The organism is Vibrio stylophorae (assembly GCF_921293875.1).
Classification (GTDB): domain Bacteria; phylum Pseudomonadota; class Gammaproteobacteria; order Enterobacterales; family Vibrionaceae; genus Vibrio_A; species Vibrio_A stylophorae.
In genome coordinates, this window is sequence record NZ_CAKLDI010000001.1 from 526,212 (window position 1) to 541,626 (window position 15,415).

Here is a 15,415-nt window from a genome sequence, read left to right on the forward strand (position 1 = left end):
ATTTCCACTATATTTGCAAGGTTATAGGGAAGCGCGGGGCGCGTTATGTTGCAATCCATTTACCAAGAACACCGGCAGATGAGTCAGTTATTGGCGGTGTTAACCAATATTCATCGCGCAATTGGCAAGGAGCAGCCAGTTCGTTTTGATTTAGTGCGAGATATTATCGATTATCTGCAAGATCATGCCGAGCACTATCACCATCCTAAAGAAGATCTGATTTATAACCACTTCAAACGCTACTATCCAGACCAAGCGATGGCCGTGATTCAGCTTTCGCGAGAGCATGAGGAGCTGGAGTCGATCACCGAAGAGTTTATGACCGCGGTGCAAATGGTGCTGTTTGATGCGGTGATTCCGTTGTCGGTGTTTTACGATAAGCTTGGTGCCTATATTGAGCGACAGCGATTGCATCTACATCTTGAAGAGCAGGTGATTTTACCGAAAATCGCGCAATATTTTGGCGATGATGATTGGCAAGAGCTTAAAGCGCAGTGGCAGCATGATCATGAAGATCCACTCTTTGGCCACCATATTGATAGCAAGTATCGCGCTTTAGCCGCTTGTTTGAATACGGGAATTTATCAGCTCGCGCTGGATCAAAATGCCAGCTAAGCATTGGATGATAAAAAGGCAGCCCTGTGCTGCCTTTTTTAATTCAAAATTTTCATTTGATTAGAGAAAGTCGATGTCGTCGTGACACTCGTCAAGCAGGTCGATACCAGCGAGCTCTTTGCGAAGACGCTGTTTATCTTTCAATGCTTCAATTTCACGCCACATACGCTTGGCAGGTTTTTTCTGCGCGCGACTTGCTCGTTCATCGATGAAGTCTTCAAACATTAGATCGTCCATAGTGCACCTCTGCATTACTCCTTAGACTGACTACTTAAGTACCATAGGTAGGGTGAGGATAAAATTGACGCATTTCTCATTTGTTACTGACTGATGAATCTTTTATTAGAAGTCGATCACGAGTTGAAAAAGCATGGCTAAAATTTGCTCATGGTGAAGGATTTTTAGCAGTATTAGATGCGTCTCAATCTCATCTGTGAGTGATAAATGTACGGTGAAATTGATGGATAAAGTCGCGATTGATTGGATAAATATGTGTCTAAAATTTTTTTGATTTTGCTTGGTAAATTTGAAATCCCAATAATTTTTGAGAATTTTTTTCCTGTTTGAGCAAAGGGTTAGTTCTTTTATTTGCGTTTTTTTAGTTAAGCGATATTTATGCCAGTTTTCTTTGCAACCTTAAATTTTTGTTGCAATTATTGTAAGTTATTTGCATGATCATGCGCCGTTTATCACTAACTGTGACGCAATCATCGGTGTAATCGCACTGTTCTTGATTGCATTCGACCGGCATGATTTTGATGCTCGGCGCTGCCCATTCCGGGCCCCCTTTAAATCGGACTTAAACTCGCGATGCTGTGTTACGCAAAGTGGAGATAACTTTGTAGCAGTATGGCACTCAGAAAAATCAAAGAGGTGTATACGTGACAACTCTGAAGCAAATCATCGACCTATTTAATGGTCTGTTGTGGAACTCAGTGCTGATCTATTTGTTGATTGGTGTGGGTGTCTACTTCACCATTCGTCTAGGGTTTATTCAGTTCCGTCATTTTGGCCACATGTTCAAAGTGATGAAAAACAGCCGTAAAGCGGACAAATCTGGTATCTCGTCTTTCCAAGCCCTTTGTACCAGCTTGGCCGCCCGTGTGGGTACCGGCAACATGGCTGGTGTGGCTTTTGCATTGACTGCAGGTGGTCCAGGTGCTGTTTTTTGGATGTGGCTCATTGCCATGTTGGGAATGGCAACCGCTTTTGCAGAAAGTGCCCTTGCACAGCTTTATAAAACACGCGATGAAGATGGCAACTATCGTGGCGGTCCTGCCTACTATATGGAAAAAGGCTTGGGAATGCGCTGGATGGGCGTGCTGTTCTCGCTCTTCTTGATCCTTGCCTTTGGTATGGTGTTTAACGCTGTACAGGCCAACTCAATTGCAGATGCGATGCATCAATCCTTTGGCGTTGATGCCATGTGGGTTGGCGTGGCGCTGGTGATTTTAAGTGGCGTGATTATCTTTGGTGGTTTGCGCAAAGTGGCGCGTACCGCAGAGTTGGTTGTGCCAGTGATGGCGATTGCTTACTTGGGCATTGCCTTCTACGTGTTGATCGCCAACATCGAACAAGTACCAGGTGTACTGGCGATGATTGTAAAAAGTGCCTTTGGTTGGCATGAGGCCGCTGCGGGTGGCCTAGCGTACACGATTAAGCAAGCGATGCTGCAAGGGATCAAACGTGGTTTGTTCTCAAACGAAGCGGGTATGGGCTCTGCGCCAAACGCCGCTGCGTCTGCAACGCCATATCCACCACACCCAGCATCACAAGGTTATGTGCAGATGCTTGGCGTATTTATGGACACCATTGTGATCTGTACTGCGACTGTGGCGATTATCCTGATGTCTGGTGAGTATCAGCCAGGTGCTGAAGTTGAAGGTATTGTACTGACACAGCGCGCGATGACTGCCCACGTGGGTAGCTGGGGTGGCATCTTTGTGGCGACGGCAATCTTCTTCTTTGCCTTTACCTCAATCATTGCTAACTACTCATACGCAGAAACCAACTTGATGTTCCTTGAGCACAACCATAAAACAGGTTTGAACATCTTCCGTGTGGTTGTTCTGGTGATGGTGATGTTTGGTGCGATGTCAAAAGTCCAACTGGTTTGGGATATGGCGGATGTGTCCATGGGCTTGATGGCCGTGGTCAACTTAATCGCGATTATTCTGCTATCGGGTACTGTGATTAAGCTATCCAAGGACTACAACGAACAGCTTCGCCAAGGCAAGGTACCAAGCTTTGACCGCAGCAAATATCCAGAGCTGGATGAGCTGATCGACGAAGGGATTTGGGAAAAGAAAAAGCCAACTGAGCTGTAATTTCTAACCCTTCAGAAAGAATCAATGACAACAATAGGTCACGCCGCTTGCGTGACCTATTTTTTTTGTCATCATAGAGACCTACATTTTCGGCAGTGATTGCGCGCCTAAGAGAGATAAACACTATGTTGATTGTTGTATCCCCAGCTAAAACACTTGATTACGAAACGCCGCTTCCTACGGATCGCTACACCCAGCCAGCGTTTCTTGACCAGTCGGCGCAATTAATTGAACGCTGCCGAACATTAACCCCTGTGGACATTGCGAAGTTGATGAAGGTGAGCGATAAAATTGCCAGCCTCAACGCCGTGCGCTTTGCTGATTGGGCACAACCTTTTAGCCCTGATAATGCACGTCCTGCGATTTTTGCCTTTAAGGGGGATGTCTACACCGGTCTGGATGCCTTCTCTTTGTCAGAGGCGAGTCTGGCATGGGCACAGCAACATTTTCGCATGCTCTCTGGTCTATATGGCATTTTGAAACCTTTGGATCTGATGCAGCCTTATCGTTTAGAGATGGGGACTAAGCTCGATAACATCAAAGGGGCGAACCTCTATCAATTTTGGGGCTCTCAGCTGGCGGAAGCGCTCAATCAAGAATTGGCCGCAGAAGAAACACCTGTGCTGATCAATTTGGCGTCCAATGAATACTTTAAAGCGGTACCGACTAAGGCGCTCAAAGCGCAGGTGATTACCCCAGTGTTTAAAGACCTGAAAAATGGCCAGTACAAGATGATTAGCTTTTTCGCCAAAAAAGCGCGTGGCATGATGGCGCGTTATTTGATGGATCAGCAAGCGACCTCACCTGAAATCATCAAATCCTTTGATGTCGCGGGTTATTACTTTGTGCCTGAGCTCTCAACTACAACTGAGTGGGTCTTCCATCGCGATGCGCCAGAGGCTTAAGCCTGAAAGTGAAGGTTGCCGTTTGCAACTTAGCGAAGATCATCAATCAAAACGCACACAAAAAGCACCGAGTCTGGTGCTTTTTTGGTATTTGTATTGAATCGCTGGTAGCTGGCTATTGCTGACGCCATCATCGAGCAAGTCATGGCCATGGTGCCATTAGGACACATCGTGACATGCTATCGGTTGGCTACTTTCTCATCTGAACTTGCATGAGGACGTGACCCTCTTAACAAGCTCGATTTTGAGGGATACCTCGCAAATCGCTTGCATGGTATAACCCTCGCCCCATGGTAGGAAGGAATGACATTAGATTGAGCAAATCGTATCAACAACGTGGTTTTCTTCACGCCTTTGGGCTTATCTTGTGTTTGATGCTAAGCGCCAGCGCCACTGCCTCCGTCAACATGAAAGCAAGCGATCACGCTGAGCCGAGCAAAACCATCGCACAGCTATCGCCATCATCAAATGCGCAGGCCAGTTACCGTCAGAATCACCAAGCCGTCGTGCTGCGTATGGTGCCGCGTTTTTATCAGCAGTGGCAGCGCAATTTCAATCCCTATGTCGCTGAGCGGTTGCACACCACCCACGAATTTATTTTTGAGCCGCTATGGATAGTGGATACGCTTTATAGCGGTACGCTGCATCTACGCTTGGTAGAGCAGGTGACCTTAAGCGATGATTTGAAAGTGGTGACCCTCACCTTAAGACAAGGGTTGAAATGGTCTGATGGTCAGCCGCTGACATTGGATGATGTGATTTTTAGTTTTGATTATTTACGTCAGCATCCTGAACTGTGCCAGCTATTGGTGATGCCACGTATTGCAGCGATGCAGCGACTCAATGCGCAGCAGCTGCAAATCACCCTTGCAAGTCCGCAATATAATGCCTTGGAGCGTTTAAGTCGCGTGCCCATTGTGCCGCAGCATATTTGGCAATATGTGACCAATCCGCGCGATTATAGCAATAGTGAGCCGGTGGGCTCGGGTCCCATGACACAGGTGGTACGATTTGATGAGCAAGCCTATCGGCAGTGTCGCAATCCTCACTATTGGCAGGCTGACAAACTGGCGATTGATTGTATTGAAATGCCAAAAATTGCCAACAACAGCGCCTATTACAGCGCTTTGGTGTCAGGGCAAGTGGATTGGGGCAGCGCCTTTTTACCTGATATCGATCGCAACTATGCAGCCCTTTCACCGCATTTTCGCTATTGGTTCCCCGCAGCGGGCACCAACAGTGTGGTGTTGAATTTTGCCAGCCCGCATCAAGAGATCGCTAAGGCGCTGAATCAGCCACTGTTTCGCCGTGCTTTGTCCATGGCGATTCATCGTCAGTTGATTGTGGATATCGCTACCCATGGTCAAGGCGAGGTGAATGATTTTGCCTCTGGGCTCGGTCGACCATTAGCGCACTGGGCGGATGGGCGAACCTATTTGCAGCATCGTCCCTATTTGCAATTTAATCCTGAGCAGGCCATTCGCCTATTGGACGATTTAGGCTATCGCGATGTGAATGGTGATGGCTGGCGTGATACGCCGCATGGCGCGCCATTTCAGCTGCAACTGCTAAGCCCACAGGGCTGGGATGATTGGAATAACACAGCGCATTTGCTAGCTGAGCAGTGGCGACGCGTTGGGTTAAATGTGCATCATGTGCTGGTGCCGCTGAATGAATATGAATTGCGTTTGCGTCAGGGGAATTTTGAATTGGCGCTGATGAATTATGCCTATTCAGCTTCTCCTTTTGATTACTGGTATGGCGCCTTTTCATCAACGCGCCCTGCCACCCAAGGGCAACCAAGGGTGGCCAATGGTTTTCATGATTCAGCCATTGATGATTTATTAAAGGCATTTTTGCAAACCGCGCAGCCTGAGCAGCAATTAGAGATTGCGCATCAGCTGCAGCAGCATATTGCCAGCTCGCTGCCATCTTTGCCGCTTTATACCGGTTATGCGGCCTATCAATACAGCACTGCACGCTTTGAAGGATGGTGGTTTGAGCAAAATCCGCAGGGACTGCCCATGTGCTGGGCTGATATTCCCGAGCGGCTACTGCATTTTCTAGCGCTGCGCCCTGTTGAGGCAAAGGTATCCGCAATATGAGCTGATTGAGCACAATAAAAAACGCACTCCAAGGAGTGCGTTTTTGTCGGCGTTACTGAACTATTGATTGCGTCATGAGGTGAATCAATTAGGCTTCAGAGCTTTGCGTTTTTGGTTTGCCTTTATCTTTGCGAACCTTTTTAACGGTTTTCGTCTTTTTCTTTCCGTCTTTGCTTTTGCTTTTGCCTTTGCTATCGCCGTCTTTTTTCTTTTTCTTTTTCACAAACGCTGGTTTTTTGTGTTTTGGCTTGAGGCCTTCGATAAAGCGCTCTTTAATTGGCTCATCGAGGTAGCGCATCACACGTTCAATCATCGGTTGATCATGGGCTTCAACAATCGCAATAGCGCTGCCTTTTTTGCCTGCTCGCGCGGTGCGGCCAATACGGTGTAAGAACACATCAGCGGTGCGTGGCATGTCGTAGTTGATGACATGGGTCACATCTGGCAAATCGATACCGCGCGCTGCGACATCGGTGGCCAATAGAATTTTCACATCGCCTTTGGCAAAGCGCTCAATGGAATTGCTGCGCTTCGCTTGGGCCATTTCACCTTGCAGCCATGCTGTGCGAATGCCAGCTTGGTCAAAACGGCTACGAAGCTCGGCAAGGCGTTCACGGGTCTTGATGAAAATGATGGTTTTTTCTGCGATCTCTTGCACGATATGTTGCGTGAGCGCCCATTTGTGCTCCATATCATCCGCGCGGTAGTACCATTGGTTGATTTTTTTGCGCTCACGACGAGAAGGCTCTGCATCGATCACAGTGGCTTCGCCGAGTAGCTCTTGCGCAAAATCACGCACGCCTTTGCCTTCAAGGGTGGCCGAGAAGAGCAGGCTTTGTTTGCGCCAGCGACACTCACCAACGATACGATGCACGATGCCAGCAAAGCCCATATCCAACATACGGTCCGCTTCATCAAGCACAAAGCATTCAATGGCGCGGCAATCAAAGCGCTCAGCTTCGATATATTCCATCAGACGACCCGGCGTTGCGACCACGATATCCTGTGGTTTACCAAGCCACTCTGCGTGATCTTCATAGGAGATGCCACCGGTGACGGTGATCACTTTGAGCTTGGTAAATTGCGCCAAATTACGCACGGTATCGGCAACCTGAATCGCGAGTTCACGCGTTGGCGTCAGGATCAAAACACGTGCAGGACCCGGTTTGCTACGAGGAAAGTCGAGAAGATGCTGAATCATCGGCAAGGCGAAGGCTGCAGTCTTACCTGTGCCGGTTGGGGCAGACGCCATAATATCCTGACCATCAAGCGCTGGCGGAATCGCTAGGCTTTGAATTTCAGTCGGGCGTGAATAGTTGAGCAGTTCAATCGCTTCAAGTAGCGACTCATCAAGCTCTAAGCTGGCAAAATCTCTCACAGGATCTCCTCGTGATCATCGGGGGCGGCATTATAGAAGCAAAGTTTAGGAATGCCCAGTAGAGGATCGCTCTGTATCACCTTCACTGTCAAATTTCAGGTAAAAATCGCGTGTTAGAGCGATAAAGTTCGCATCGTACCCGGCACCGTCATGAATCGTCAGACTGGCGGTGTGCATCACGGCAGGCGTTGGACTTAAACAAAAGGCTATGCGCTGGCATGGTTTTTTCGCTGTGGTGTGAATCGCCAACTGGGCGATGCAATACAGCTGATGCTCACTGGCTTGTGCGATCAGTTGCTGCGCTTCATAGGTGGGTAAAATGAGACTCGCAACAGCGGTCGGTTTGAGTAGTTGGCGAAGGCTACTCAGCAGCGCAGTTTGACTGAGTTGGTCGTCATGTCGTGCGGTGGCGCGATCGGTTTTTTGCGCTTGCAAGCCATGACCAAAATAGGGCGGGTTGCAGATGATGGCATCATATTGTGCGATATGTTGCTGTTGCCAATCTTGCACGGATTGATGAATCACATCGATACGATGAGCCCAAGGGCTTTGCAGCACATTATCCTGACAGGTTTCAATGGCGCTCTTGGCAATATCTAAGGCATGGATGCGAATATTTTCCTGTCTTTGTGCGCACATCAGGCTAAGAACGCCAGTTCCGCATCCTAAATCTAAGATATTTCCCTGAAAAGGTAGCCAAGACCATGCACCTAAAATCACTGCATCTGTGCTCACTGGCATCCCACATTGACCATTGGAAATTGAAAATTGTTTAAAATCGAATCGTTTGGACGTCATTTTTTCTATCGGTTGGTTAATTTTCGAGCGATAAATTAAGGGTTTAGTGAAAAAGCAACAGATTCTCTGGTTATGAAATGAGCGTCAATTGTTAGGTTGTGGTGTTTTATTCTGAATTGACTGGTCAAATTTGGTTTAAAATATGGCCATTTTCGTTTTCATGGAAAAGATCGTGGTGTTTTTCTCTGAGAGGTTGCTTGTCGTCTAAATCTTCTTCAATATGCCGTGAAATAGATCACGAATAGTTAATTCTACTAAGACGGTTTAGCTAACCTATATAAGTAAACTATTTGTGCCATTGTAGCAGCGAAAGAGGGTGAGGATAACGTGAAGCAGTCGTTAAAAATCTCCGATATTTTGGCATTGGGCTTTATGACCTTTGCTTTCTTCCTTGGGGCGGGCAATATCATGCTACCGCCAGAGTTGGGTCAACAAGCGGGCGAAAACCTGGTACCTGCCATGTTTGGTTTCCTCTTTACGGGTGTCGGTCTACCCCTGCTTGGTATTATTGCAGTCGCGATTTCTGGCGGCGGTTGGAGCGGATTGACGCGCGACCTGCCGGCTAAAATTGCAATGCTGATTGCGATTGCGATTTTTATCGTGATTGGTCCTGCTTACGCAGCGCCACGTGCGGGTTTGGTGGCCTTTGACATGGGCGTGAAGCCTTATTTGTCTGCGGGCCTGCAAGCAAGCTCATGGTCAATCATTCTATTTTCTTTGATCTTCTTTGGCCTTGCCATGCTGTTTGCATGGTCACGTGGCAGCATGATTGACATGATTGGTAAGTTCTTAACACCAGCATTGTTTATCGCATTGGCTGCCTTGGCGATTGCGGTCATCGTGAATCCACAGGGCGAAATTCTTGCCGCCAAAGGTACCTATGTCGACCAGGCCTTTACCAATGGTTTCGTCAACGGCTATCAAACCATGGACGCCTTTGCATCTTTGATGTTCGGGATGTTGATTGTTGATGTGCTGCGTAAAAAGGGCATCACCGATAGCACCAAAACCTGCCACTATCTGATTGCTGCGGGTTTGATTGCCGCAGCTGGTTTGGCCTTTGTTTATCTTTCTTTGGTTTATCTGGGTGCAACCAGCGGTAACGTCGCACAGGGTTTGACTAAGGGGACGGATATCCTAACTGCCTATGTGCCAGCGCTATTTGGCTCTTATGGTTTGATGATTCTGTCAGTGATTGTGATTTTGGCTTGCTTTACCACAGTGGTTGGTTTGGTGAGTGCGGTTTCAGATTACTTCAGCACCATTAGCCCGCTTAGTTATAAGCAATGGGTGGTGATTAACGCGGTTGCCTGCGGCATTGTTGCCAATGTGGGTTTGACTCAGTTGATGACGTTGTCATTGCCTGTGCTATTTGCCATGTATCCAGTCGCCATTGCGCTGATCGCCTTGACCTTTGTTCGTCGCTGGTTGCCAAACCCTCGTTTGGCTTATGCCTTGGTGATTGGTGTGGCCTTTGCCTTTGCACTGTTTGATGCCTTGAGCTTCTTCTGTTCAACCTTTATGGCCAAAGATGCAGCGATTAACCTGACGCTTGCACCAATATTTAGCGCCGCAACAGCCTATATGCCTTTGTATAGCTACTATATGGCTTGGGTGTTGCCAACGGCAGTGGCTTTGCTGCTGAGCTTCGCGCTAAAGCGAAGCGCTGGTGAACCATTGACACCAGCAAGCGCCTAAACACTCAATGGCATGATAAAAAACCACCTTCGGGTGGTTTTTTTATTGGCTGAGAGTTACGCGGCTTAATCTCAGTGTGTTTGCTGGTGGAATCGATAAACCTGAGAACGGCTGCGATTAATCGCAATGCTCAGCCATCTGTTGGCTAAGATGATCGTCTGCTTGCCAGCGCACAAAGGCTTCAAAACTCTGGCCCACACTGAGCACTTCTGTGCCATAGCAGCACAGACCTAAACCCAATTCAGGCTCCCATCGACAGGTGCATTGTACGCCAAGATAGGGCACGCCTTGAAAAGAGAGGGGATGGATATAAAAAGCCTCAATACCGATGTCATGAAAGAGCTGGCTGGGATCTTGATATTCAGGGTATTGCTCGGCGACCTGCTGATCACTGAGGTAGGTGAGGGCATATTCACGTAGCTGATGGTATTCAAGCCAAAGCTCGCTGAGCACCGCGCGATAGAGCTGAGCTTCGTGGTTGAGTAACCAATCAATGGCATCACGCTCTTGGCGATTGAGGGCGCGATCTTGCTCGCCCTCATCGGCAAGGTAGATCATCGGCAGCATGGCATCTTGTCGTTGCGGTTGAGGCAGGTGATGCATCAGGGCTTGCCAACTCGGAAAGTACCCCTGGCCTTGCCAGCGCTCTTCGTTGAGACAAAAGTTCTGATTCATAAGTGATGCACCTTATTGATGATTCTGATGAGCCATTTTGATTGAACCCAGATGATAACGCTGACACTTTATTGGAGCGAGATCACATCGGTTACCTGTCAGTGTGCGGTTCCTATTGATAAAAGTAAAGGTAGCAAACATGCGCGTATTCACACTCTGAATGAGTTTTTATGCAGCACATCAGACCATAAAAAAGCCACGCGGGTGCGTGGCTTTGACAATCAATAAAATAAGTTGGCATTAAGCGGATTGTTCAAGCCAATCAGCAAAGCTGATCATGACCTGTTCACACCAAGTGGCAAGACGCTCATCGGTGAGGTCGTATTGGCTGTCTTCATCAAGCGCGAGGCCCACAAATTGACCATCAACGACCGCTTTGGATTGGTCAAAGTGATAGCCGGACGTTGGCCATTGACCCACAAAGTGCGCGCCACTTTGCGCTAGCTCTTGGTAGAGCATGCCCATGGCATCTAAATACCATTCCCCATAGCCCTCTTGGTCACCTAGACCGTAAAGAGCCACCACTTTGCCACTAAGGTTGAGGCTGGCTAAATCGGACCAAACGACGCCCCAGTCTTCTTGTAACTCACCAAAGTCCCAGGTTGAGATCCCTAAAATCAGCAAATCATAGTGCTGCATTTCACTCAGTGGGGTGTCTTTGACATTGTGCAGTTGTACGAGATCGGCACCTAGAATATCGCGGATTTTCTCTGCGCACATTTCGGTGTAGCAGGTACTGGAGCCATAAAATAGACCAACTTTCATAGCGGTGTTCCATTGTGGATGATGTTTTGATAGTACGCATCAGGAAGCCTTGTCGCAATGGTCAATGCATGCCGTGGCGCCGGTGGTAAGGATGGTTTAATTTACATTGAGTTCATGGGTATAAATACAGTACCTTTAGAGCATGCTGAATTTTGGAGTGTTCGACGTGTCGCAGCCATCCCCCTTTTCTGTGCTTTCAGAGCAAGAAGTGTCTTGCTTGGAGCAGTTTTTAGATGCCATGTGGCTTGAGCGCGGTTTGGCTGAAAATACGCTGGCCTCTTATCGCAGCGATCTAGAAAAATTCACCCATTGGCTGGCCGAGCAGGGTGGTAGCCTTTGGGGGGTGAGTGCAGAGCAGCTGCAAAACTATCAGTGGTGGCTAGAATCTCGCCACTATAAGCAAAGTAGCCGCGCGCGAATGACTTCGGCGCTACGTCGCTTATTCCAATATCTCTTTCGCGAAAAATTGCGTGAAGATGACCCTAGCGCCCTTTTGCTCAGCCCTAAATTGCCCGCGCGCTTACCCAAATCGCTCAGTGAAACGGAAGTGGAAGCCTTGCTCGATGCGCCGCAGCTCGATGATCCCATTGAGATGCGCGATTACGCCATGTTAGAGCTACTCTATGCCACGGGATTGCGGGTGACTGAGCTGGTGAGCTTGACTCTGGAAAATATGAGTTTGCGCCAAGGCGCAGTGCGAGTGGTGGGCAAAGGCGGTAAAGAGCGTTTGGTGCCTATGGGCGATGCTGCGATGGATGCCATTGAGCAGTTTTTGACCCATGGCCGGCCACAACTGCTCGGTGAAGTGAGTTCGGATGTGGTGTTCCCAAGTCGCCGCGCCCGCATGATGACGCGGCAAACCTTTTGGCATCGTATTAAACTCTATGCAACGCGCGCGGGAATCGATGCTGAAGCACTTTCACCGCACGTGCTGCGTCATGCGTTTGCCACGCATTTGCTCAATCATGGCGCTGATTTGCGCGTGGTACAGATGTTGCTGGGGCATAGCGATCTATCGACGACGCAAATCTATACCCATGTTGCGACTGAGCGTTTGAAGGCTTTACACCAAACCCATCATCCGCGCGCATAATTTTAACCAAGTGCTGTCATTTTTTGTTAAATCACTGGCACAATAGGAACTTATTGGATTTTGCCTGCTCCAATGCAAGGCAATTTTGTTGATGAGGAAGAGTATCTATGTTGCGACGCACCTTAACTGGCATCGCCTTAACCCTGAGTTTTGTTTTGCCTGCGCACGCCGATGATGCAGCCATTCAAACGCAATTTGCCAAGCTCGGTTTAAACGTTGAGTCTGTGCAAGCCTCTCCAGTTGCAGGTTTGAAATTGGTTGCTACGGATCAAGGTATTTTCTATGCCTCTGATGACGGCCAATATTTTATTCATGGCAAAATGTTTAAGATTGGTGAAACAGGCATTACCGACGTAGCTGCCGCTGTGGTGAAAAAACAGCTAGAGGCACTATTGCCAACAGCCATTGTCTATAAAGCGCCAAAAGAGAAGTACGCCATTACGGTATTTACGGATACCAGCTGTGGCTACTGCCAAAAACTGCACCAAGAGCTACAAGACTATCTTGATGCTGGGATCACCGTGCGTTATTTGGCTTACCCACGCCACGGCGTAGATTCACAAACTGGCCATTTGCTCAGCAATATTTGGTGTGCCAAGGATCCCGCGCAAGCAATGACCGATGGTAAAGCGGGTAAAGCTGTTGCCGGTGATGGTAAGAGCTGCCTTGATATCATTGCCAAACATTATCAATTTGGCGCGCAAGTGGGTGTCAACGGTACGCCCGCTGTGCTACTGGATGATGGCACGCTACTGCCAGGATATCGCCCTGCCAATGCGATGCTACAGGTATTGCAATCACGCTAAGTCTGATTGGCTTTTCCTATTGATATCAAAACCCTGCTCTTGCAGGGTTTTGTTCATTTACGCCTCTGCCTATAATGGGGCATTCCGCCATCCGTAAGAGATATCAATGATCGACATTCAGCAACGCCCCCTTGGTGATACCAGCCAATTTAGTGATCAAACGCCTGCGATTTTACAGCGCCTTTATGCCGCGCGTGGTGTGTATAGCGAGGCACAATTTCCGCGATCCTTAGGGCAGTTGCATGGTTTTGATAGCTTTGTTGGTATGAGCCAAGCCATTACGCTGCTCGCGCAAGCGGTGAAAGAACAGTGGCGCATTATGGTGGTCGGTGATTTTGATGCCGATGGCGCAACGAGCTCAGCGCTTAGCGTATTGGCACTACGGATGTTGGGGGCAAAACGGGTTGATTATTTGGTGCCCAATCGTTTTGATGATGGCTATGGTCTCAGTCCTGAGGTGGTGGCGCAGGTTGAAGCGCGCGGCGCTGATTTGATTATGACCGTGGATAACGGCGTGTCCTCGATTGCAGGGGTGAATGCTGCGCACCAAGCGGGGATGAAAGTGCTGGTCACCGACCACCACTTGCCCGGTGATGTTCTGCCAGCCGCGGACGCCATGGTAAATCCCAACCTAAATGATTGCGGATTTCCTTCAAAATCCTTGGCTGGTGTTGGTGTCGCTTTTTATGTGATGCTGGCATTGCGTGCGCATTTGCGCCAAGACGACTGGTTTGCCCAGCAAGGGATAAGCGAGCCCAATTTGGCTGAGCTACTGGATTTGGTTGCCCTAGGCACAGTGGCTGATGTGGTAGCGCTAGATGACAACAACCGAATTTTGGTGCACCAAGGTTTAGCGCGCATTCGCGCTGGTAAATGCCGCCCAGGCATTCAAGCGCTGATTGAGGTATCTAATCGCGAGGCGGGGCGTTTGGTCGCCAGTGATTTGGGCTTTGCGCTAGGGCCTCGGATTAATGCCGCAGGGCGTTTGGATGATATGTCCTTTGGTGTGGAGCTGCTATTAACCGCACATATTGAAGCGGCAAGACGCATGGCCAGCGAGCTGGATGCACTGAATCAAACCCGCAAAGAGATTGAAGCGGGGATGAAGCAAGAGGCACTGGCGCTGTGTCAGCAGCTCACCCTGAATGAAGCGAGCTTGCCCTGTGGGCTAACGCTATTTCAGCGTGACTGGCATCAAGGGGTGATTGGCATTCTGGCATCGCGCATTAAAGAGCAATTTCACCGTCCGGTGATTGCCTTTGCAGATGCTGGCGATGGCTTACTCAAAGGCTCCGCACGCTCTATCGCGGGTTTACATATGCGCGATACGCTGGAGCAGGTTGATCGCCTACATCCTGGGTTGATTGTTAAATTTGGTGGCCATGCCATGGCTGCGGGTTTATCCATTGCACAGGAACAATATCAAGCCTTTAGCAAAGCCTTTGATCAAGCCGTCAGTGAGCAGCTGGGTGAAGATCATCTCAAAGGCGTGATGGTTACTGATGGTGCATTGCAGGCTGATGAATTTAATTTGGCCACCGCGCATTTGCTGCGCCAAGGTGGACCATGGGGGCAAGGTTTCCCTGAGCCATTATTTGATGGTGAATTTAAACTGATTCAGCAGCGCTTGGTAGGGCAAAAGCATTTGAAAATGATGCTCGAACCCAAAGCAGGCGGCGCGCCTGTGGATGCGATTGCTTTTAATGTGGATTTGGCGCGTTGGCCTGATCTTTCAGTGAAACAGGTACGCTTGGTGTACCGATTAGACATTAATCTTTATCGCGGCAATGAATCGCTGCAACTTTTAGTGGAACATATCGAGGTGCTGTAATGGATGAAAAGCAGACGGTCCATGAATTATTGAGTCAACATCTTCTGGCGCTTTATCGCATGGAGCAGCGCCAGCCCAATCATCATGAGCCGTGCTGGCATCAGCTCAAAGGTAAAATTGAAGGGCAAGTCACATTGGCCCAGCAGTTGGGTATTTTATCCGAGACCGAGCTGAATTTACTGATGGATCATTGCCATCGTGAAATTTACGGCATCACGCTCAGTGAAAAGAAAAAGCAGGTGGCTTTTGATGAAGCTGATTTCCTGATTCCCACCTACGAGCGCGATCCTTTCGCCTAATTCGATTGTAAATCCGTCAGTTAGCGCCCATGAATCTGGCGGTTTTTGCAACAAATTGCGCAGCTTTGCTGCGCATCACTTTTTTTTGCTTGATTCACATCAGGCCCGCTCTGATTTGAG

At 48.7% G+C, this 15,415-nt stretch carries 14 protein-coding genes; 9 read left to right on the plus strand and 5 right to left on the minus strand.

The annotated features are described in order from the left end of the window. The first annotated feature begins 45 nt into the window (after positions 1-45). Positions 46-615: a hemerythrin domain-containing protein gene (locus L9P36_RS02465; protein WP_237464632.1), complete on the plus strand. Its 570-nt coding sequence runs from the start codon at positions 46-48 to the stop codon at positions 613-615. Positions 616-675: 60 nt separating this feature from the next. Here L9P36_RS02465 and L9P36_RS02470 read toward each other — a convergent pair whose 3' ends face one another. Beyond that, complete coding sequence (locus L9P36_RS02470; RefSeq protein WP_237464633.1) at positions 676-852, minus strand: DUF3545 family protein; 177 nt, start codon at positions 850-852, stop codon at positions 676-678. A gap of 653 nt (positions 853-1,505) precedes the next feature. Here L9P36_RS02470 and L9P36_RS02475 point away from each other — a divergent pair. The 3 genes from L9P36_RS02475 (at position 1,506) to L9P36_RS02485 (ending at position 5,952) form a co-directional block, all read left to right on the plus strand. Next, positions 1,506-2,942 carry an alanine/glycine:cation symporter family protein gene (locus L9P36_RS02475; RefSeq protein WP_237467833.1) on the plus strand — a complete coding sequence of 479 codons (1,437 nt, stop codon included), beginning with the start codon at positions 1,506-1,508 and terminating at the stop codon, positions 2,940-2,942. A 125-nt stretch (positions 2,943-3,067) separates the two neighbouring features. Next, positions 3,068-3,847, plus strand: a complete 780-nt coding sequence (gene yaaA, locus L9P36_RS02480; protein WP_237464634.1) for a peroxide stress protein YaaA — start codon at positions 3,068-3,070, stop codon at positions 3,845-3,847. A gap of 314 nt (positions 3,848-4,161) precedes the next feature. Next, positions 4,162-5,952: an ABC transporter substrate-binding protein gene (locus tag L9P36_RS02485; protein WP_237464635.1), complete on the plus strand. Its 1,791-nt coding sequence runs from the start codon at positions 4,162-4,164 to the stop codon at positions 5,950-5,952. A gap of 88 nt (positions 5,953-6,040) precedes the next feature. On the opposite strand, the gene srmB is transcribed toward L9P36_RS02485, so the two are convergent. Continuing rightward, entirely contained in the window at positions 6,041-7,330 is a 1,290-nt protein-coding gene (gene srmB, locus L9P36_RS02490; RefSeq protein ID WP_237464636.1) for an ATP-dependent RNA helicase SrmB, read from the minus strand. A gap of 45 nt (positions 7,331-7,375) precedes the next feature. Next, positions 7,376-8,071, minus strand: a complete 696-nt coding sequence (locus tag L9P36_RS02495) for a tRNA1(Val) (adenine(37)-N6)-methyltransferase (protein ID WP_237464637.1) — start codon at positions 8,069-8,071, stop codon at positions 7,376-7,378. Between the two features lie 384 nt (positions 8,072-8,455). Here L9P36_RS02495 and brnQ point away from each other — a divergent pair, with 384 nt between their 5' ends. Continuing rightward, on the plus strand, positions 8,456-9,826 hold the full coding sequence (gene brnQ / locus L9P36_RS02500) for a branched-chain amino acid transport system II carrier protein (RefSeq protein ID WP_237464639.1): 1,371 nt from the start codon (positions 8,456-8,458) through the stop codon (positions 9,824-9,826). 117 nt (positions 9,827-9,943) lie between these two features. Here the strand turns inward: brnQ and L9P36_RS02505 are convergent, their stop codons facing one another. Together L9P36_RS02505 and fldB are read right to left on the minus strand one after the other, a co-directional pair. Continuing rightward, positions 9,944-10,501, minus strand: coding sequence for a DUF6985 domain-containing protein (locus tag L9P36_RS02505; protein ID WP_237464641.1), 558 nt, complete (start codon positions 10,499-10,501; stop codon positions 9,944-9,946). Between the two features lie 240 nt (positions 10,502-10,741). Next, positions 10,742-11,266, minus strand: coding sequence for a flavodoxin FldB (gene fldB, locus L9P36_RS02510; RefSeq protein WP_237464643.1), 525 nt, complete (start codon positions 11,264-11,266; stop codon positions 10,742-10,744). 190 nt (positions 11,267-11,456) lie between these two features. Between fldB and xerD the strand changes: the two genes are divergently transcribed. The 4 genes from xerD to L9P36_RS02530 all read left to right on the plus strand — a co-directional run bounded on the left by xerD (position 11,457) and on the right by L9P36_RS02530 (position 15,295). After that, complete coding sequence (gene xerD / locus L9P36_RS02515; RefSeq protein ID WP_435532755.1) at positions 11,457-12,359, plus strand: site-specific tyrosine recombinase XerD; 903 nt, start codon at positions 11,457-11,459, stop codon at positions 12,357-12,359. 107 nt (positions 12,360-12,466) lie between these two features. After that, on the plus strand, positions 12,467-13,165 hold the full coding sequence (gene dsbC, locus L9P36_RS02520) for a bifunctional protein-disulfide isomerase/oxidoreductase DsbC (RefSeq protein WP_237464645.1): 699 nt from the start codon (positions 12,467-12,469) through the stop codon (positions 13,163-13,165). A gap of 106 nt (positions 13,166-13,271) precedes the next feature. After that, entirely contained in the window at positions 13,272-14,996 is a 1,725-nt protein-coding gene (gene recJ, locus L9P36_RS02525; protein WP_237464647.1) for a single-stranded-DNA-specific exonuclease RecJ, read from the plus strand. Continuing rightward, the gene (locus tag L9P36_RS02530; protein WP_237464649.1) at positions 14,996-15,295 is read left to right on the plus strand and encodes a hypothetical protein; all 300 of its coding nucleotides are present in this window, start codon (positions 14,996-14,998) and stop codon (positions 15,293-15,295) included. The genes recJ and L9P36_RS02530 overlap by 1 nt, the downstream gene beginning before the upstream one ends. The last annotated feature ends 120 nt before the right edge of the window (positions 15,296-15,415 follow it).